General features: G+C 40.3%; 14 protein-coding genes. 8 read left to right on the forward strand and 6 right to left on the reverse strand.

Annotation, left to right across the window (positions count from 1 at the left end):
* Nucleotides 1–124: 124 nt before the first annotated feature.
* From ACO05G_RS10765 to ACO05G_RS10775, 3 genes are all read left to right on the forward strand, one after another.
* The gene (locus ACO05G_RS10765; protein WP_421762787.1) at nt 125–766 is read left to right on the forward strand and encodes a hypothetical protein; all 642 of its coding nucleotides are present in this window, start codon (nt 125–127) and stop codon (nt 764–766) included.
* A 269-nt stretch (nt 767–1,035) separates the two neighbouring features.
* Nucleotides 1,036–3,768: an aconitate hydratase AcnA gene (gene acnA, locus ACO05G_RS10770; RefSeq protein ID WP_421762788.1), complete on the forward strand. Its 2,733-nt coding sequence runs from the start codon at nt 1,036–1,038 to the stop codon at nt 3,766–3,768.
* Nucleotides 3,769–3,916: 148 nt separating this feature from the next.
* Nucleotides 3,917–4,714: a phosphopeptide-binding protein gene (locus tag ACO05G_RS10775; protein ID WP_421762789.1), complete on the forward strand. Its 798-nt coding sequence runs from the start codon at nt 3,917–3,919 to the stop codon at nt 4,712–4,714.
* A 140-nt stretch (nt 4,715–4,854) separates the two neighbouring features.
* Here ACO05G_RS10775 and ACO05G_RS10780 read toward each other — a convergent pair whose 3' ends face one another.
* Both ACO05G_RS10780 and ACO05G_RS10785 read right to left on the reverse strand, forming a co-directional pair.
* Nucleotides 4,855–5,199, reverse strand: a complete 345-nt coding sequence (locus tag ACO05G_RS10780) for an endonuclease domain-containing protein (RefSeq protein ID WP_421762790.1) — start codon at nt 5,197–5,199, stop codon at nt 4,855–4,857.
* 168 nt (nt 5,200–5,367) lie between these two features.
* On the reverse strand, nt 5,368–6,450 hold the full coding sequence (locus tag ACO05G_RS10785; protein WP_421762791.1) for a TolB family protein: 1,083 nt from the start codon (nt 6,448–6,450) through the stop codon (nt 5,368–5,370).
* 42 nt (nt 6,451–6,492) lie between these two features.
* Between ACO05G_RS10785 and ACO05G_RS10790 the strand changes: the two genes are divergently transcribed.
* Nucleotides 6,493–7,719 carry a M20/M25/M40 family metallo-hydrolase gene (locus ACO05G_RS10790; protein ID WP_421762792.1) on the forward strand — a complete coding sequence of 409 codons (1,227 nt, stop codon included), beginning with the start codon at nt 6,493–6,495 and terminating at the stop codon, nt 7,717–7,719.
* A 266-nt stretch (nt 7,720–7,985) separates the two neighbouring features.
* Here ACO05G_RS10790 and ACO05G_RS10795 read toward each other — a convergent pair whose 3' ends face one another.
* Together ACO05G_RS10795 and ACO05G_RS10800 are read right to left on the reverse strand one after the other, a co-directional pair.
* A complete protein-coding gene (locus tag ACO05G_RS10795) occupies nt 7,986–9,875 on the reverse strand; it encodes a tetratricopeptide repeat-containing sensor histidine kinase (RefSeq protein ID WP_421762793.1) in 1,890 nt (629 codons plus the stop codon).
* 5 nt (nt 9,876–9,880) lie between these two features.
* The gene (locus tag ACO05G_RS10800) at nt 9,881–10,240 is read right to left on the reverse strand and encodes a hypothetical protein (protein WP_348284132.1); all 360 of its coding nucleotides are present in this window, start codon (nt 10,238–10,240) and stop codon (nt 9,881–9,883) included.
* Between the two features lie 180 nt (nt 10,241–10,420).
* Here ACO05G_RS10800 and ACO05G_RS10805 point away from each other — a divergent pair, with 180 nt between their 5' ends.
* From ACO05G_RS10805 to ACO05G_RS10820, 4 genes are all read left to right on the forward strand, one after another.
* Nucleotides 10,421–11,665 (forward strand): hypothetical protein, encoded by a 1,245-nt coding sequence (locus ACO05G_RS10805; protein ID WP_421762794.1) that lies wholly within the window; start codon nt 10,421–10,423, stop codon nt 11,663–11,665.
* A 37-nt stretch (nt 11,666–11,702) separates the two neighbouring features.
* Complete coding sequence (locus tag ACO05G_RS10810; RefSeq protein WP_348284130.1) at nt 11,703–12,026, forward strand: YciI family protein; 324 nt, start codon at nt 11,703–11,705, stop codon at nt 12,024–12,026.
* 149 nt (nt 12,027–12,175) lie between these two features.
* Nucleotides 12,176–13,426 (forward strand): hypothetical protein, encoded by a 1,251-nt coding sequence (locus ACO05G_RS10815; RefSeq protein ID WP_421762795.1) that lies wholly within the window; start codon nt 12,176–12,178, stop codon nt 13,424–13,426.
* Nucleotides 13,427–13,477: 51 nt separating this feature from the next.
* A complete protein-coding gene (locus tag ACO05G_RS10820) occupies nt 13,478–15,910 on the forward strand; it encodes an FtsX-like permease family protein (protein ID WP_421762796.1) in 2,433 nt (810 codons plus the stop codon).
* Between the two features lie 66 nt (nt 15,911–15,976).
* On the opposite strand, the gene ACO05G_RS10825 is transcribed toward ACO05G_RS10820, so the two are convergent.
* On the reverse strand, nt 15,977–17,557 hold the full coding sequence (locus tag ACO05G_RS10825) for an N-acyl-D-amino-acid deacylase family protein (protein WP_421762797.1): 1,581 nt from the start codon (nt 17,555–17,557) through the stop codon (nt 15,977–15,979).
* Nucleotides 17,544–18,533, reverse strand: coding sequence for a hypothetical protein (locus ACO05G_RS10830; RefSeq protein ID WP_421762798.1), 990 nt, complete (start codon nt 18,531–18,533; stop codon nt 17,544–17,546). Before ACO05G_RS10830 ends, ACO05G_RS10825 begins: the two co-directional genes overlap by 14 nt.
* Between the last annotated feature and the right edge of the window lie 136 nt (nt 18,534–18,669).

Genomic DNA, 18,669 nt, shown 5'->3' on the forward strand with positions numbered 1-18,669 from the left:
ATGAAAGACCTAAAGCCTGACGCATACGCGTTGGGCTTTTTTTATTGGTGAAATTGAAAAACGGTATATTTAATGTAAATCAGTTAAATGGCCATTGAACTGAGGAATATTTAATCAAACCGTTATGGAGACACAGCTAATGCTTATCACATGCCTGCCACCTAAAGAGATGCCAAAAGATTGGCTTGGGAATTATGTACATGTCGATTTGACATGTTGCTACGATTTAAACGATGGATATTCTCGCGTTTTAATTCCACCAAATTCGTGGAATCCAAGCCCAAGCTCCTTTTGGCTTTGGGAGAATTGGATTCTTGGGATAAATACTGAGTTTATCAATGCTATTGATTTCCCAAAAGAGTTTAACGTTGACTATTGCAAGGTAGACCTTGTAGAATATGTGCGAGAAGCCCAGGATACTGAATACAATGGTAGTCGAAACCAAGATATTAGAAGTAGAATGGAAATTGTATTCAAAAAGGGAGATCAAAATATCCTAGCAACTATTTTTCGCATTCATGATGCCCATAAATTTCATAGAGAAAATGCATTGAGGTTCATCTATCCTCAACCAATATATTTTGGAGGTAGAATGAACTATGAAATATCCAATGATAAGAAAATGTTGAGTCTCATCGATAAAGTGGACACTGAGATTGAAAAAAGTTTAATTACAAACGAAAAAATAGAAACTTATGTTAAAGATTCAAGTTCTCAGGGTAAACCTCCTAATGGATCGGCAATTCTTAATATTAAAGGCAGATAACAAATGATATAGCACATGCCGCTAAGTAGTTATTTGAAACTGATCTGCATATCCGCTAGATTGTAAATATTAAAAAAGCCCAGAGTCACGTGCCATATCTGGTCTTTAGCATAACCGAGCCCAAATACAACCAACTAAGCAATTACTCACGTGTTGCTATTCATCAATTTATTAGAATGAGAGGAATGGTCTTTAAAGGGGTCTGGAACTATATAAGCGATTTAATGTTTATATTTTACCGAATAAGTAACCTTTAAACACAATCACATATGCCTCAGGATTTTCTAGGAATCGAAAAACAACTACCCAGTCAACTAGGAGAACACAAATATTTCAGCCTCTTTGAATTAGCCAAGAAAAAGCCGGTTGTTAAAAAACTCCCCTACTCCATCCGAATTCTCTTAGAAAATGTCATCCGGAATTATGATGGTTTTGCCGTCACGGAAGATCACATTGATACCATACTCAATTGGAAAGAGACGGCAGGAGTTAAGGATATTCCTTACAGCCCTGCAAGGGTTTTGATGCAAGATTTTACCGGTGTTCCGGCTGTCGTAGATATCGCATCAATTAGAGCTGCAGTAGCTCGTAAAGGAAAAGATACGGGTAAAACGAATCCGGTTGTACCCGCTGACATGGTCATCGATCACTCAGTAGTGGTAGATCATTTTGGAACGGCTGATTCCTATCAAAAAAATGTGGATCTGGAATATGAGCGCAATGAAGAGAGATACAAACTCCTGAAATGGGGCCAGCAAGCATTTACAAACTTTAGTGTAGTCCCTCCGGGCATGGGCATTTGTCACCAGGTAAACCTGGAATATCTGGCCAAAGGGGTGATTGAAAGAGATGGTTATTTGTTCCCGGATACGTTAGTGGGAACAGACTCACACACACCAATGGTGAATGGTATTGGAGTTTTGGGATGGGGTGTCGGAGGAATCGAGGCAGAAGCTGCCATGCTGGGACAACCTATTTACATGATTCTCCCACAGGTGATTGGTCTGAAAATTACCGGTAAGATGAAAGAGGGTACGACCTCTACTGATTTGGTATTGACCATCACCAAATTGCTAAGAGACTATGGAGTAGTTGGAAAAATCGTCGAGGTATTCGGTCCTGGACTAGAAAACCTGGCGGTTACTGACAGAGCGACTATTTCTAATATGTCCCCTGAGTTTGGCTGTACAGATACTCACTGGCCTATCGATCAGCGGACGCTTGATTACATGAGAAACACCAGTCGTACAGAAGACCACATCGATATGGTTGAAGCATACGCTAAAACCAATATGCTTTGGAGGGATGACAATGCGGAGATTGAGTACACTGATGTGGTAGAATTAGATTTGGGAACGGTAGAACCTACGATCTCCGGACCAAAACGACCACAGGATAAGATTTTATTACGAGAAGCCAAGGAAAAAATCGTAGGCTTGCTAAAAGAACAAGGAAGGGAATACATCAATATCTCCGATAGAACGGCCGATTGGGCCAATGAGGGTGGGATGCCAGCTCCTACCGTAAAAAATAAGAATGGAGTCCGCTCAGTCGATGTGACAATCGATGGAAAAGATTACCGCCTATCGGATGCTTCAGTAGTAGTTGCTGCCATCACCTCATGTACTAACACTTCAAATCCAAGTGTGATGATTGGTGCTGGATTGGTAGCTAAAAAGGCTTCTGAGTTAGGATTAAAAGTTAAGCCTTGGGTTAAAACATCATTAGCTCCAGGCTCTCGGGTGGTTACTGAATACCTGGAAAAATCGAAACTGATGCCATATCTGGAAGATCTTAAATTCTATACAGTTGGGTACGGATGTACTACCTGTATTGGAAACTCTGGTGACATGATCCCTTCAGTTCAAAAAGCTGTCATAGAAAATGACATGCTGGTTAGCTCAGTACTTTCCGGTAATCGGAATTTCGAGGCGCGTATTCACCCGAACATTAAAATGAACTTTCTGGCTTCTCCGATGCTGGTAGTAGCATATGCGCTCGCAGGGCATACTGACTTTGACATGAACAACGAGTCGCTTGGAAAAGATAAAGATGGTAATGACGTTTACCTTAAGGATATCTGGCCTTCTTCAAAGGAAATTGAGGCGGTGATGACCAGCGTGCTCAGTCCGGAAGATTACAAGAAAAACTACGAAACGATTTTTGCAGGTGACGATACCTGGAAAAATCTGGCTGCTCCAAAAGGACAAACGTACGATTGGGACAGCAAGTCCACGTACATTCAAGAGGCTCCTTTCTTCCAAAATATGCCGGAAGAAGTTCCTAACCCGGATGACATCAAGGGAGCTAAAGTGCTGTTGCAATTAGGAGATATGGTAACCACAGACCACATCTCCCCTGCCGGTAAGTTCTTACCTGAGCATCCGGCCGGTCAATACCTGGTAGAAAACAACGTTGAGAAGAAAGATTTCAACTCATACGGCTCTCGTCGCGGAAATCATGAAGTGATGATGCGAGGAACATTCGCCAATGTGAGAATTAAGAACAAATTGGCAAGCAGAGAAGGCGGATGGACCACTTATCAACCGACCGGAGAAGAGATGACGGTTTTTGATGCCTCCATGAAATATCAGGAAGAGGGAACTCCGCTAGTGGTTATTGGCGGTAAAGAATATGGTTCCGGATCATCCCGAGATTGGGCAGCCAAAGGAACGACACTATTAGGTGTGAAAGCAGTAATCACAGAAAGTTATGAGCGTATTCACCGTTCTAATTTAGTAGGGATGGGCGTTTTACCCCTTCAGTTTCAGGAAGGTGAAACTCAGGATACTTTAGGATTGACAGGTGAAGAAACCTACGATATCTCAGGTATCTCCGATAACCTCACTCCCGGAAAGTTGGTAGATGTAACTGCCACGAAAAAGGATGGTTCCGAAGTAACATTTAAAGCCCTTGTAAGGTTAGATTCCGGAGTGGATGTAGAATACTATAAGCACGGTGGAATCTTGAATTATGTATTGAGAAACTTCCTGAAGGATTAATCAATATCAGTACAAGATATCATAGGCTCAATCATTGGATTGGGCCTTTTTTATTTAGTTTAATTTTGATTAATTCAAACTTTTTCGAACAAAATCCCCCTCCAAACATGTTATCTTAACAATTAATTAGAACCTAATAATCAGAAAAATGAAAATTAATTATCTAAAACAAATAGCCTTATACTCATTTGGAATTGCTTTCCTGATGGCTAGCTGTACGGCTCCACAAAAGAAAGAAGAAGCGAGTGAAGAGTCATCAGCACCCGAAATTACGCTAACCAAGGCTCCACCTTCACCAGAATTTCCGATAGCTAATTTGATCAAAAGAGGGGATGCGGCAGTTACCCCAACTGACAGCACTTTCGTGGTTAATTACACTTTTGATGTACAAAACTACGAACTAGGCATGCCGACTGACGATTATGAAACGCGTGGAATCGCTAACTCTGACAAAGGCCAACACATCCACTTTATTGTGAATAATGGGCCTTATGCAGCACACTACATGCCAGGTGTAAATGAAAACTTGGAAGTGGGCAATTATGTAGTACTTGCCTTTTTATCGCGTTCTTATCATGAAAGTGTAAAAGGAGCGGATGCATTTCATATTGAGAATTTGGTAGTGGGTGATGTTGAAGCTGAACCTGCTGATCTAACTGCTCCACACTTGTTTTACAGTAGACCTAAAGGAACTTATAAAGGTGAGGATACAAAGAAAGTAATGCTGGATTTTTACCTGCTCAACACTACCCTATCAGCCGATGGGAACAAAGTGCGAGCAACCATTAATGGGAATGAATTCATGATTGATGAATGGGCTCCATATTATATTGAAGGATTACCGATGGGTAGAACGGAAATTAAATTGGAGCTTATAGATGCTGAAGGAAATGCGGTACCTGGTCCATTTAATTCAGTGGAACGATCTATTACGCTTGAAGAATAATCGTAAACTTCCCTCCTTCAAAAATCGTCTCATCGCTTGTAGTGGTGGGACGATTTTTTATGTGTCTGAATATCTTATTCTCGATTACCCATTCCCCCTTTTTGAAAAGGGGGTGAGGGGGATTAGCTAGTGAATTAACATTAATTCTCAGGCAAATAAGCTTCTAAAGTTCTAATTACATTATTAAAGTCTTTAATGACTTCACCTTCAGAAAATCGAACAACATTATATCCAAGACCTTCTAGGGACTTGTCTCTCATTTTATCATCTTCCACTTTAAATTGATGACTCCTACCATCGATTTCGATTACCAACTTCAACTTTCGGCAAACGAAATCCACTATATAGTTTTCTATAACAAACTGGCGGTTAAATTGATATCCATAAAAGCCTCTAGCCCTTAGCAACTCTGACCATAATTTAATCTCAGCAGGAGTGCTATTGTTCCGTTGGTTTCTTGCTAACTGCTTTAAATTATTACTCATTAGTCAATCCCCCTAGCCCCCTTCACCAAGGGGGAACTGTTCTATCGCAGAAAGATAAAAATATCAGATATATAATTATAGACCTTGACCCGATTCAGGACTTAATGTCTAGTAGGCACGTTCCCTTTTTTTGAAAAGGGGGTGAGGGGGATTAGGTGATTTAAATTATCAATCCACCCACTCTGCTACAAATAGATTGGTGTCTCTATTGCCACCATTATTTCTATTGGAAGCCCATACCAGGTACTTACCGTCAGGGCTAAACATAGGGAATGAATCAAAAGTATCATCAAATGTTACTTGCTCCAATCCTGTGCCATCCACGTTAATCATGAAAAGGTTGAAAGGAAATCCTCGTTGAGAAGCATGATTTGAGCTAAACAAAATCTTGTCGCCATCCGGAGTAAAAAAAGGTGCCCAGTTGGCATTGCCTAATTCTGTGATCTTCTTCGCGTCTGACCCGTCAGCATTTGCTATGTAAAGTTCCATCTTCGTTGGCTGAACCAACCCTTGCGCTAACAATCCTTTGTATTCTGCAATTTCCTCTTCTGTCTGCGGTCTGGACGCTCTCCAAACAATTTTACTCCCATCAGGAGAGAAAAACGCTCCTCCGTCATAGCCCAAATCATCCGTGATTTGAACTACATCAGAACCATCCAAATCCATGGTGTATAGTTCAAGGTCTCCAGAGCGAGTGGAGGTAAAAATGATCCGATCTCCATTAGGAGAGACTGTGGCTTCCGCATCATACCCATCTTCTGTGGTCAATTGGTTTACAATATTTCCATTAAGGTCTGCAACGAAGATGTCATACCCCTCATAGATCGGCCAGACATATTTTTCGGTTCTTGGTGGTGTTGGAGGACAAAGACTATCGGCCAGGTGTGTTGATCCGTAAACGATTAATGAATCGCCTGGCAAAAAGTACGCGCATGTGGTACGCCCCAGACCTGTACTCACCATATTCGGTTTTTCACCTTTTTTTGATTGGCTTACATCCAGTGTAAAAATTTGATCGCATGCTGCTCCCCATTCAGTATAATCTGATTGAAATACTAAACTACTCCCATCAAAACTCCAGTAGGCTTCCGCATTGTTTCCACCCCATGTAAGTTGGCGTACATTTTTAAGGTGTGTCTCTTGCTCGTATCTAAGCGTATCTGAGACCGGTGTTTCGTTTTGCGTAGAAGCTGATTGCTGACATGATAATGTGATCAGCCCAAGAAATAAAATCGTAAAGTTCTTCATCATTGGTATATTCGAATCGCGAATCTAACTCACAAATTGATCTGTATGAAAAAGCATTTATCACTTATCCTCCTGACTTTTGTTTTTTGTTTCTGTGAACAGCCAGAAAACTATGACCCTCTCCGTTCAATCTCCAATGATATTGCTGTTTTGGCAAGCGACTCACTATCCGGTCGAGAAGTGGGGACAGAAGGCGAAAAAATGGCCGCTGATTACATAATGAAGGAGTTCAAAGAGGCTGGCCTACAACCAAAAGGTACAGATGGCTTTTATCAATCTTTTTTTGTGAAGGATGCGGATAACCCACACGCACAACCTTCAGAGGAAAGTGGTGAAGACGGCATTACCGGGTATAATGTGATCGGAATGATAGATAACCCAAGTGACCAGTTGGTCGTAGTAGGTGCGCATTACGATCATTTGGGTATGGGTGATTTTTCTTCCCTACATAGAGGAGAAAAAGCCATTCATAATGGGGCTGACGACAATGCTAGTGGCGTGGCTGCAATGCTACATCTGGCCAGAGTTCTTGCTAAAAAAGAACTGGATAGGGATGTCCTTTTTATTGGACTATCGGGAGAAGAAAAAGGGTTATGGGGATCTAACTATTTTACTAAGAACCCTACGATTGATCTCTCCCAGGTAAATTTCATGATTAACATGGATATGGTAGGTCGTTTGGATGAGTCCAGAGGATTGGCAGTAAATGGAACCGGTACCTCTCCTATTTGGAACTGGCTATTGGATGAAGTTAATTCGGACAGTCTCAAGTTGATCAAAAGTGAATCAGGTGTAGGACCATCTGATCACACTTCTTTCTACCTTCAGGATATTCCAGTACTTCATTTCTTCACCGGTCAACATGAGGATTACCACAAACCGGGAGATGACACGGATAAAATCAATGAGGAAGGAATTCTAAAGGTCGCATCGATGATTGAGCAAATGATTGTCTTGATGGATGACGATGAGAAAATAGCATTTACCAAAACCAAAGATGAATCGGATAATCCTCGTTTCACAGTGACATTGGGGGTCGTGCCAGACTACATGTTTGATGGTAAGGGTATGAGAATAGATGGAGTTAGTGAAGACAAACCTGCTATCAAGGCCGGAATTCAAAAAGGTGACGTAGTGGTACAACTGGGCGACAGTACAGTAACTGACATGATGAGCTACATGCGTGCATTATCTACTTTTGAAAAGGGAGATATGACGACCGTCATTATAGATAGGGGTGGCGAAAAGTTGAGCTTTGAGATTGAGTTTTAGGAATTACTTACATCCCTCATCCTCCTCCAATCCCGACACACGCCCCGAAACGTCGGACCGCCTTCAAAGGGGGATTTATTTCTAACATAGATTTCTGGTAAGAAGTACAAACCTAACTGCCCCTATTCCCTTGCGAAGGACGCATGTGAGACTTGGGAATCTCAAGAACCTACACTATCTCAAGAAATTCCCATGACTCAGTTTCCTTTCGGAAACCCCCAAGGGAATACGGTATAGAAAAAATACTTCGCCTCGAATAACGCTTTTTATTTAGCAACAGGCTCCTTCACCGCCTCAAACAAGGGCAACCAAAGCCTAAAAGTAGTGCCTGCACCTTCTTCGCTGCTGACTTCAATCTTACCATTATTCATTTCCATGAATTCATGTACCAATTGAAGTCCTAGCCCTAATCCCTTTTCACCAGAAGTGCCATAAGTACTCTTTTTGTCTTGTAATTGGAAAAGCTTTTTCAATTTATCCTGTGGCATACCCACCCCCGTATCAATCACTTCAATTTTAGCCATCCCATCTTGTTCGGAAGCTTGTATTCCGACCTTACCACCCTCAGGAGTAAACTTTAGTGCATTACTCATCAAATTTCGAAGTATGGTCATTGTCGTGTTTTTATCAGACCACAATTCCAGGTTTTCGGGGACTTCTGCCGAGAGCTCGATCGATTTACCCTGAGCCATATTCGATAGGGTTTTGACCAGATCTTCTGCCATCTCTTTTAAGTTCAACTTTTCCGGGACATTTGGAACGTGTCCTTGCTGTTGCATCGCCCAGTTGAGTAAGTTGTCCAGCAATTTAGAGAGTTGATCTACTGATGAATCAATGTGTTCGGTCATCTCCAGTAATTGGTCTGTTTGCTTGTTTTGTACCATCATCTTAATCATCTGACTAATGCCGTGAAAACCAGCAACCGGACTTCTCAGGTCATGTGATATGATAGAAAAGAATTTGTCTTTGGTGCTATTCAGTCGTTCAAGTTCAGCTTTTTGTTCACCCAGTATTCGACTGACCTTGGCTTTAGAGCGATAGTACTTATAAATGATAGCTGCTAGTACGATCAGTATAAATGCAAAAGCCGCAATAGCTATGGTTATAATGCGTTGCGTCCGTTTCTCTGCGGTGAGTAAATCCACCTCTACTTGTTTCTGTCCTACTTCAAACTCTGTGCGCAAGTCGGCCATTTGCTGTACCGTTTCAATACTAGTCAGGCTGTCTTTATATATTAAATACTCTTCATGGTGTCCTAGTGCCAGGTCGGTATCTCCCTTCTTTTTATAGATTTCGTAGAGTTTTTGATTTGCATCACGAATTTGCTGTTTGAGCATATGCTCCTTGGCCATTCTCAAACTTTCGTTGGCATAAGATAAGGCGCGAGAATATTCGTCCCTGGCAACATAAATATCTGCCATATAAGTGTAGAAAATCGATATTGAATAATAGTCCTGGTATTTTTCAAGCATCGATACCGCCTGATTTATGGATTTCTCGGCTTCCACGTTCTGTCCATTCTCTGCATACACCAGCCCTATATTTCCATAACTATACGCAGTTCCAATTTCATGATTATTTGATTCAAATATGGATTTTGCATATTCAAAATATAAGAGGGCACTATCCAATTTCTTAACTGTGAGATATCCATCACCGGCATTTGAATATGCAATAGCCTGAGCGCGTTGCTCTGGTGAAGTCTCTGGTAGACCATCTCCGAAAACAGCGATGGCTAGATTGTAATAGCGAAAAGCATTCTCATAATCCTTATTCTGCTTGTACACGTCAGCGATAGCGGTGTAGATTTCACACCTGTCCCTATCGCTCCTCGTGTATTCCAAAGCTTCAAAGAAAGCAGCCAAAGAAGCGGTAAGGTTGCCTAAATATTTATCGGCGTAAGCTTTAAAATAGAAGGCGTTATAATAAAAATTAGGTTGATTGGTTTGTTGAGCAAATAATAACAGATCATTCGCATACGCTATTTTTTTTGTAGGATCCTTTTCGTAGTATGCTAAACGGCTAAGCACAATACACTTCAAAGAGTCAGATAATTGCTCTTTTTCTAATACATTAAGCAAACTATCCACCTTCTCATTATTCTGTGAGAAGGTGGAAGTGGATAATAGGATAATTATAAAAAATACCTGTTTCAATTTCATTAAGGATTGCCTTCCCCATGCATGTCTGGATCAACCGTAATTGGCTGTCCTCCCCCTTCCGGTTTTACCTTGATGCTGTATTGATCTATTTCACCTCTGACAGTTGTATCTTTAATAGTTGCAACAACTGTATTCGAATCCTCTCCTCTTTTTGCTTTGATGAGTTTGGGAGATCCATTTTTCCCATCATCTATTTTCATAATTTTCTGGATTCCATCTCCGCCATGAAAAGTAACCGTATCTGTACCATTTACAGGGGTGGAAGGACTTGAAGGACCAACCGCTGCATAGCTACCATCTTGGGTGTCAGACCATTCAAGTGTTTCTCCATTAAGTCTTAAATAAATATCGTGATTCATCTTTTGAAGTTATTTAGTGATTAAAAAATAATTGCTCCCAATATATCAAATGATAATGTGAAACTATCACTTGCAATGGTAAATTCAATTGAAGATTTTCTGACTTACATCTCAAGCATTTTTACCAACGGTTAATGGTAGTTGATATCTTACATGTTGTGGGATAAATATTAATCGATAATGCGAAAAATTATATCATCAGTTTTCATGCTAGTTTCCTTTGTTGGAACATCGCAGAGTTTAAGAGAATTATATCAGGAGGGATTAAAGGCCCATGAAGAAAAGAACTATGAACTGTTTTTAGCGAAAATGATATCTATAGATACCATGCGACCAAACTATCCAGCAGTGGTATATAACCTTGCAGGTGGATATGCTTTGACTGGAAATGAAGAGAAATCCATTGAAATCCTTCAAAAGTACATTTTGATGGATGCTACACAGGATTTCACACAGGATGATGACTTCAAATCTATATGGGAATCGAATGCCCTATTAGACATCCAAAAGAGGCAAAAAGAATTGAATATACGGATTGATCCTGCTGAGCAAAAGCAATTCAAATTACTACATACACATCCTGAATCAATCTCGTATGCTGAAAAACAAGCAGCTTATTTTATTGGTGGAGTCAGAGATGGGAATATCTGGAAAGTAGGAAAAGATGGGTCTACCGTGCTCTGGGCGGAAACTGCAAAAAACTCGTGGAGTGTTATGGGACTTCAGGTTTCTAAGGATGAGAAACTGCTCTGGTCGTGCACATCGTCTATGAGTAACTATCAGGCTTACAAACATGCAGAAGAGGGTTATGCAAGTGTTCTCAAGTATGATCTGAAAAATGGTGAGCTCCTTGAAACATTTGCACTAACAGGTGGCCATAATTTTGGTGATCTTATCACAGATAGCAATGGAAACGTATACATCTCTGATGGAGTAGCGAATAAAATTTATTGGATCAGCGAAAAAAAAGGAAAACTAGAAGCGTATGTTGATCTCTCCGGTAAAGTGTTTAATCTTCAGGGATTGACCTTAGATGAAACTGAGGAAAACTTATTTCTCAGTGACTACATTGATGGCATTTACAAACTCAACCTAAAAACCAAGCAGGTTAAAAAACTAAAAATCGAAGCAGAGGATATTCTAATTAAAGGAATTGACGGCCTTTATTATAAAAATAATTCACTGCTCGGATTGCATAATGGAACCAAGCCAAACAGAGTGATCAAATACATGCTTTCGGATGATGGAAATACAATTGTTGACAAAGAGATAAAAGTTCAAGGTGGTGATTTGGGAGAGCCTACTCAAGGAGTGTGGATTAATGATTCTTTTCAATTTATCATGAACAGTCCATGGGGTGAATATGATCAGGATGCGAATTTTGAACCCACTGGTGAAAATACCATCATTGGAATTATCAACTAATTTGTCCAGAAACCATGGCTGAATTCGTTAACCAACTATGTCAGAATATTTAATCCTCATTGCCTCACCAAACAGAGATGCACTGACCTCTGCTGAAGAAGAAAAATGCATTGTGCAATATGGGAAATGGGCTGAAGCATTAGCGGAAAAACATATCGTTGCAAGACGCCTGTCATTGGATGAAGGACAAATGATACCCAGTAAAAAGAACGTGACTACTGATGGTCCTTTCATAGAAGCAAAAGAACTGATTGCTGGGTTTGTTTTGATTGAAGCTAAAAATGATAAAGAAGCCCGATCCATTGCCGCCTCGTGCCCCCTCAATCAGTATTTCCATCTGTTCGTAAAAAAAACTAACTAAACAGTCTTTTTGAAATAACATTCTTTGAACTTGTGCGTATGTACTATGTATTAACTAGTACTAATCAATACAAATTAAAAAAACCATTGCTGCAACCTTTTGTCTTTAGGTTGCATCAAACCTCTAAAGGAAACCTAAACTCAAACACTATGACACGACTAATTAATTACCTCAAAGTACCTTTCTCTACTCTATTGACACTTTTATTTCTTTCTTCCTCTGCCCAGGACGAAGGATTTATCTACGGAAAAGTGGAAACCGAAGACGGAGACGTTTATGAAGGACCGCTTCGATGGGGCAAAGAAGAAGTTTACTGGACAGACATGTTCAATGCTTCAAAAAAAGAAAATAAAAATCTTGATTACCTATCAAGTAGAGAACTCGATGATCTGGAAGACAGATATTATGACAATAATGACAATCTGATATCCAGATTTGTGAATATTTCCTGGGACGATGATAACAATGGCAGGTTTGTACATGAATTTTCTACGGAATTTGGCAACATTCATTCATTACGAATGCGATCCAGTAGCAGAGTAGAGGTTAAGCTCAAAAACGGGGAATACATCGACATTGATGGTAGCGGGTACAATGATATTGGTGCCAGAATTACCGTTCTGGACAAGGAGCTGGGAAACGTAAGACTTTCATGGAGCAACATCGAACGTATCGAATTTCTTCCCACTCCCTCAAGATTGGAGGAAAAGTTTGGTGAACCACTTTACGGAACGGTCATTTGTGACCTGGGAGAATTTACCGGATTTGTTCAGTGGGACCATGATGAAAGAGTGGGAACCGATGTGCTTGATGGCGAAGAGGATGGAGATGATTATGAAATCGCATTTGATAAAATCAAATCGATAGAAAAAGACGGATACAGTAGCAGTATTGTAACATTAAGATCCGGACGAGAACTGGACTTGAGAGGTACCAACGATGTAGACGATGATAATAAAGGAATCATTGTTACAGTAAAGGGACTTGGAAGAGTAGACATTGACTGGGACGAATTTGATATGGTGACTTTTAAAGAAGCTCCTAACAGCGGACCTTCATACAACTCTTTTTCATCACCTGAGAAAATCTCTGGGACTCTCGAAGTTGATAACGGAGATCAGTATACAGGTGAAATCATATACGATCTCGATGAGGAGTACACATTCGAATTACTAAATGGTGAAAACGATGATGTGAAATTTATCATTCCATTTAGAAATATTAAAGAAATCTCACCAAGAGGATCAAGTGCGTCTACAGTTACGCTCAGAGACGGTAGCAAACTCGAACTTGAAGATAGCCAGGATGTGGATGATAGGAATTCGGGGATACTCGTAAAAACAGGCTCTGATCGTGTTTATGTTCCATGGGATAGAGTGGAACGCATAAAACTGGACTAAAGAACTACAAGGACTAGGACTAACTAACTCAAAGGACAAAAACTCAAAATCATGCTAAAGAACTATCTCAATGTTGCTTTACGCAACCTATTTAAACATAAATTTTATTCATTCATCAACATTTTAGGGCTATCAATCGGTCTAACATGCTTTCTGATGATCTCCTTATATGTAGTAGATGAACTAAGCTACGACACGTTTCATTCAGATATAGCGAAGACCTATAGAATGGATTTTTCCGGGATGATCAATGGGTCTGAATTCATTACGGCTTTATCATCTGCACCTGCTGCCAAAACAATGGTGGCCGAATATCCGGAAGTGACTGATGCGGTAAGGATTCGTGAAAGCGGAAACTGGTTGATCAAGCGTAAGGATACAGAAAACAACTATTACCAGGATGATGTGGCATTTGTTGACCCTAACTTTTTCACCTTTTTTGATTTCAAACTAATAAAAGGTGACGTTGAGGAATGTCTAAAAAGGCCTAAGACACTGGTTTTAAGTAAAACGGAAGCTGAAAAGATTTTCGGTGAAGAAGATCCAATCGGTCAAATCGTTGTAATCGATAACGATGAAAATTGGGAGGTTACCGGCGTATTTGAAGATATGCCTTCAAACTCTCACATGAATTTTACTATGATGTTTACGATGGAAAGCAGAGAAGAAGCGCAATCTCAATTTTGGATGAGCTTCAACTTCGTAACATACCTCAAACTTCAAGATGGTTTTAACCCGGCAGTATTAGAAGCAAAGTTTCCTGCACTTATAGAAAAGTATATAGGTCCAGAAGTAGAGAAATACATTGGAGTTTCTTTGCAGGAGTTTTATGATGCAGGAAATGCTGCAGGTTTCAGCCTTTTTCCTGCAAAAGATATTCATCTATACTCTGATAAAGATGGAGAAATCATGGCTAATGGAGACATTAAGTACATATATGTCTTTACTGCTGTTGCGCTCTTCATTTTGATTCTTGCCTGCATCAATTTTATGAATCTTTCTACAGCCAGATCAGCTGGCAGGGCGAAAGAAGTTGGTGTCCGAAAAGTGATGGGTGCATATAGGCATCAACTAATTCGACAGTTTTTGTCTGAAGCATTTATCATCACATTCATTTCTATAGTAATAGCTTATGTACTCTCTTTCTTGCTACTCGGTCAATTCAATGAACTGGCAGCTAAGGAAATGAGAATTGATCAGCTCTTCTCCGCAGGCTTTATCCTTATCATTCTCACAGTGCTACTGGTTGTAGGGCTCTTGGCAGGCAGCTATCCGGCATTTTTTCTTTCGAAATTTCGTCCGGTAGAAGTTTTAAAAGGAAAATTGAACCTGGGATTGAAAAGCGGTGGATTGAGAAGCATATTGGTCATTGTTCAATTTTGCGTAAGCATCATTATGATTATTGGGACAGCTATTGTGTTCCAGCAACTATCTTATATTCAGAATAAAAAACTTGGATTCTCAAAAGATCAAGTCGTGATGGTCCATGATCCATGGATTATGGGCGACCAGGCATCTTCCTATAAAAATGAAGTACTACAGAGCTCACTAATCAATAGTGGTACACTTTCGAGTTTCCTTCCCGTTGACACCCAGAGTAATAATAACCTCTGGTTTCCGGGGGCTACCCCAACGAAGGATGAGAGCTATGTGTTTTATCAGGCACGAGTTGATCATGAGTACCTGGAGACATTAGGAATGGAAATGGTGGAAGGAAGATTCTTCTCAAAGGACTTTCCTAGTGATAGTATGGCGATTGTTGTCAATGAGTCACTTGTCCGCCACATGGGTTGGGATACAGGACTTAATAAAAAGCTTTCAACGTATGGAGGTTCTCAGGAGGATCCAACAGTGGAAGTTTATAACGTGGTGGGAATAATCAAAGACTTCCATTATACCTCTTTAAAAAATAACATTGAACCATTACTATTTACCCTTGGAAATAGTCGTGGATATGTTTCTTTCAAAATTGATGGCGAAAATGTGCGAGAATCGCTGGACTTCATAGAAGCAAGATGGGACGAGTTTGCTCCCGGGCAACCTTTCCAGTATAGCTTTCTTGATGATCGATTCAATGATCTGTATCAGTCTGAACAAAAGTTAGGACAGATTTTTAGTGTGTTTGCTTTTCTTGCTATTTTCATTGCTTGTTTAGGGTTATACGGTTTGGCTGCCTTCACTGCTGAACAGAGAACAAAGGAAATTGGGGTGAGAAAAGTACTAGGCGCGTCGATAATGAGCATCATTACTTTACTTTCTAAAGAGTTTTTGAAGCTTGTTGCGATTGCCTTTGTCATCGCAGCACCTCTGTCCTACTACTTCATGGATAAATGGCTTCAGGATTTCGAAAATCGAACAAATATTAACCTCATGGTTTTCTTATTGGCTGGAATTGTAGCTCTGGTGATTGCATGGTTCACCATGAGCTTCCAGTCATGGAGCGCGGCAAGAGCTAATCCCGCCAAGTCGTTAAAAGACGAATAATTTACACTACTCTATTACTTAGCCTGCTCTAAATGTTAGAGTGGGCTTTTTTATTTGAGAATGTAATCATTCAATATTTTCGGATTGTTTTAAAAGTACCTGTCCAGCAAGCTTTTGATTATAGCTTTCATCCTGAATGACGATTTCGCCATTGATGATTAAATAATGGATGCCTTCTGAGTAACGCGCAGGATTTTGAAAATCAGCTTTAGGTTTGAAACCATCCGGTTTCCACATGATTATATCTGCTTTGTTACCCACTTTCAATGTCCCCCTTTTTGATATTCCCATACTTTGAGCCGTTAGTCCAGTAGATCGATGAACAAATTCTTCTATAGTCAGCAGCTCTCTCTCCACCACATATTTCTGATACTTTTGGGGAAATGAGGCATATTTTCGAGGATGACCATTGGTCCCATCTGAGCTCGTCATCACCCAGGGTTGCACCATAAAGTTTTCAATGTCACTTTGATTCATATTAAATGACGCAATCCTACATCCTCCATTTCTGATAATATCCAAAGCCACATCTACAGGGTGCTCATTGGTTGAATCAGCTATTTCCTGCAAATTGGATCCAATTAAGCGCTCATCTTTGCTGTCTGCAGTTATTAAGATTGATTCAGCCCCTCCTCTCTTTCTTAAGTTCTCTTTAATTTCAGATCGAATCTGTTTTGCTAATGCCGGGTCATTTAAGCGATTCATATAGGCTTCTTCTCCGTCCGCCATTACCCATTTATTTAATAGTGCATTTTCTAAGTGTGTTCCTGAAGCGCTCCAGGGATACTGATCAGCTGTTGTCCTGATTCCTCTATCGTTCGCATCTTCTACCATCTCAATTATTTCATCGCTCATGCCCCAAACATCAACGCCGAGTGCCTTGATGTGAGCAAGGTTTACAGCCACATTTGCCTCTTCTCCTATCCGTATTGCCTCCTCTACTGCCTTTAATAATCCAATAGAATACGAACTTTCATCTCGCAAATGTGTGTCATAAATACCGCTAAATTTTGCTACTTCTTCCGCTAATGCAATTACCTCTTCAGTAGTAGAAAAACTCCCAGGAGCGTAAAAAAGACCTGATGAGAGTCCGAATGCTCCCTCCTCCATTCCCAACTTCACTAATGCTTTCATTTGATTCAACTCACCCTGAGTCGGAGATTCATTTTTCATCCCCATTACAGCTTCTCTGACCGTTCCATGTCCAATGAGAAAGGCTACATTAGTGCCTATGCTATCCGTAAGGTTTTCAGTGACCTGGTTAATCCGATATGGACCATCTCCATCATTTCCCACGAAAACCGTAGTAACTCCTTGGGTGAGGTAATTCAAATTGCTGTGTTTATCATCACTCAATAAATCCGACAAAGCGTGTGTATGAGGGTCAATGAACCCAGGACAAATAATGAATCCATTAGCGTTTATCTCATTATTATATGAATATTTTTCAGAAAGCGACGCTCCAATGTCCAGAATAGAGTCACCTCTAATTGCTACATCAGCAAAATATGATGCGTTTCCTGTGCCATCAATGATCGTCCCATTCTTAATCAGCATATCGGCCCTATCCGCTTCCCTGCAACCCAGAAGCATTACTAGTGTGACGAGTAAAAGAGAGTATCTCATTATGACTTTACGCTTTTCCATTCATTCGTGAGATTAGTGGCACATCGTGAACGGTCCGGAGACCCGGATTAGCCCGAACAATGGAGTAAATAGCATTTACGGTGATCGCACAAGTTGCTATATCTCCGTTCACTCCTCCTTCAATGGTTGATTTAATATTTGGATTCCCAGCAACCTCTATGCTATCGTAAGAAGACTCAATACCCACGCCCGCAATGAAGTTGAGCTTAATGATTTCCTTTCCGTTCAGGTATCCAGTTCCAATTTGCCTCACTCCTGTGCAAAAATTTGGTTCTACATTCAAATCCTTGGTCTTTATGCCATTCTCAGATATCAAAGGTGAAATTTCATCAGTTACACGGTCAAGCTCCAATCCCAAAGCAGTAGCGATAAATTGAATGGATTCTGTAAGGCCCACGTGGCGTAAAGAACCATCAGACTTGCGTTTTGCAAACTCATCCTGCGATAAACCAGCTCCTATTTTCTTTTGGAAAGGAAGTCTACGTTGACTTGCATCCTGTACGCGATCTACTTTAATCGACTCAACACTCTGACACACAGCCGTAAGAAAACTTGGTAATGCATCCATTAGAAATCCCGGATTTACTCCTACTCCTAATACCGCTACGCCTTTTTTCCTTGCCTTATCATCTATTTGTTTAGAAAGATCCGGAGAACAAATCCATGGATAGGAAAGCTCTTCGCACGTAGACACAATTGGTAATTCCAAATCCAAAAGTTCAAGTATCTGTGGAGTAATACTTTCCATTGTTGAGGTAGTGGTCAGAATGATTACATCAGGCTTATCATCCACATGCTTTATTGACTCAACAACTTTAATGGGAGTTGTCAATTTTGTATTCAAGCTACCCAAATCGGACCCTATCAGTTGAGGGTTGGTATCAATTGCGCCGACTATTTGTAGCCCGCTTCGTTGTTCAATAAACTCTGAAATTTTCTGACCCAAAGGGCCCATTCCAACTTGTAATATCTTCATACTATTTGATGACTCAGTGTGTTAGGTATGAGAAATATACTAAAAGGATTTCAGTAAGCGACAAGACAATTAAAATCTAGCGCTCCTATGATTAGCATTTTACATATTCCAAAGTCGCATACGCTCATGGAATATC

The organism is Ekhidna sp. (assembly GCF_965227465.1).
Classification (GTDB): Bacteria; Bacteroidota; Bacteroidia; order Cytophagales; family Cyclobacteriaceae; genus Ekhidna.

Excerpts from the sequence above, each read along its gene's own strand:
- ACO05G_RS10810 (WP_348284130.1), top strand. The coding sequence starts at position 11,703 with ATGTCAGAATATTTAATCCTCATTGCCTCACCAAACAGAGATGCACTG.
- ACO05G_RS10820 (WP_421762796.1), top strand. The coding sequence starts at position 13,478 with ATGCTAAAGAACTATCTCAATGTTGCTTTACGCAACCTATTTAAACAT.
- acnA (WP_421762788.1), top strand. The coding sequence starts at position 1,036 with ATGCCTCAGGATTTTCTAGGAATCGAAAAACAACTACCCAGTCAACTA.
- ACO05G_RS10805 (WP_421762794.1), top strand. The coding sequence starts at position 10,421 with ATGCGAAAAATTATATCATCAGTTTTCATGCTAGTTTCCTTTGTTGGA.
- ACO05G_RS10830 (WP_421762798.1), bottom strand. The coding sequence starts at position 18,533 with ATGAAGATATTACAAGTTGGAATGGGCCCTTTGGGTCAGAAAATTTCA.
- ACO05G_RS10815 (WP_421762795.1), top strand. The coding sequence starts at position 12,176 with ATGACACGACTAATTAATTACCTCAAAGTACCTTTCTCTACTCTATTG.
- ACO05G_RS10775 (WP_421762789.1), top strand. The coding sequence starts at position 3,917 with ATGAAAATTAATTATCTAAAACAAATAGCCTTATACTCATTTGGAATT.
- ACO05G_RS10790 (WP_421762792.1), top strand. The coding sequence starts at position 6,493 with ATGAAAAAGCATTTATCACTTATCCTCCTGACTTTTGTTTTTTGTTTC.
- ACO05G_RS10780 (WP_421762790.1), bottom strand. The coding sequence starts at position 5,199 with ATGAGTAATAATTTAAAGCAGTTAGCAAGAAACCAACGGAACAATAGC.
- ACO05G_RS10825 (WP_421762797.1), bottom strand. The coding sequence starts at position 17,557 with ATGGAAAAGCGTAAAGTCATAATGAGATACTCTCTTTTACTCGTCACA.
- ACO05G_RS10800 (WP_348284132.1), bottom strand. The coding sequence starts at position 10,240 with ATGAATCACGATATTTATTTAAGACTTAATGGAGAAACACTTGAATGG.
- ACO05G_RS10785 (WP_421762791.1), bottom strand. The coding sequence starts at position 6,450 with ATGATGAAGAACTTTACGATTTTATTTCTTGGGCTGATCACATTATCA.
- ACO05G_RS10765 (WP_421762787.1), top strand. The coding sequence starts at position 125 with ATGGAGACACAGCTAATGCTTATCACATGCCTGCCACCTAAAGAGATG.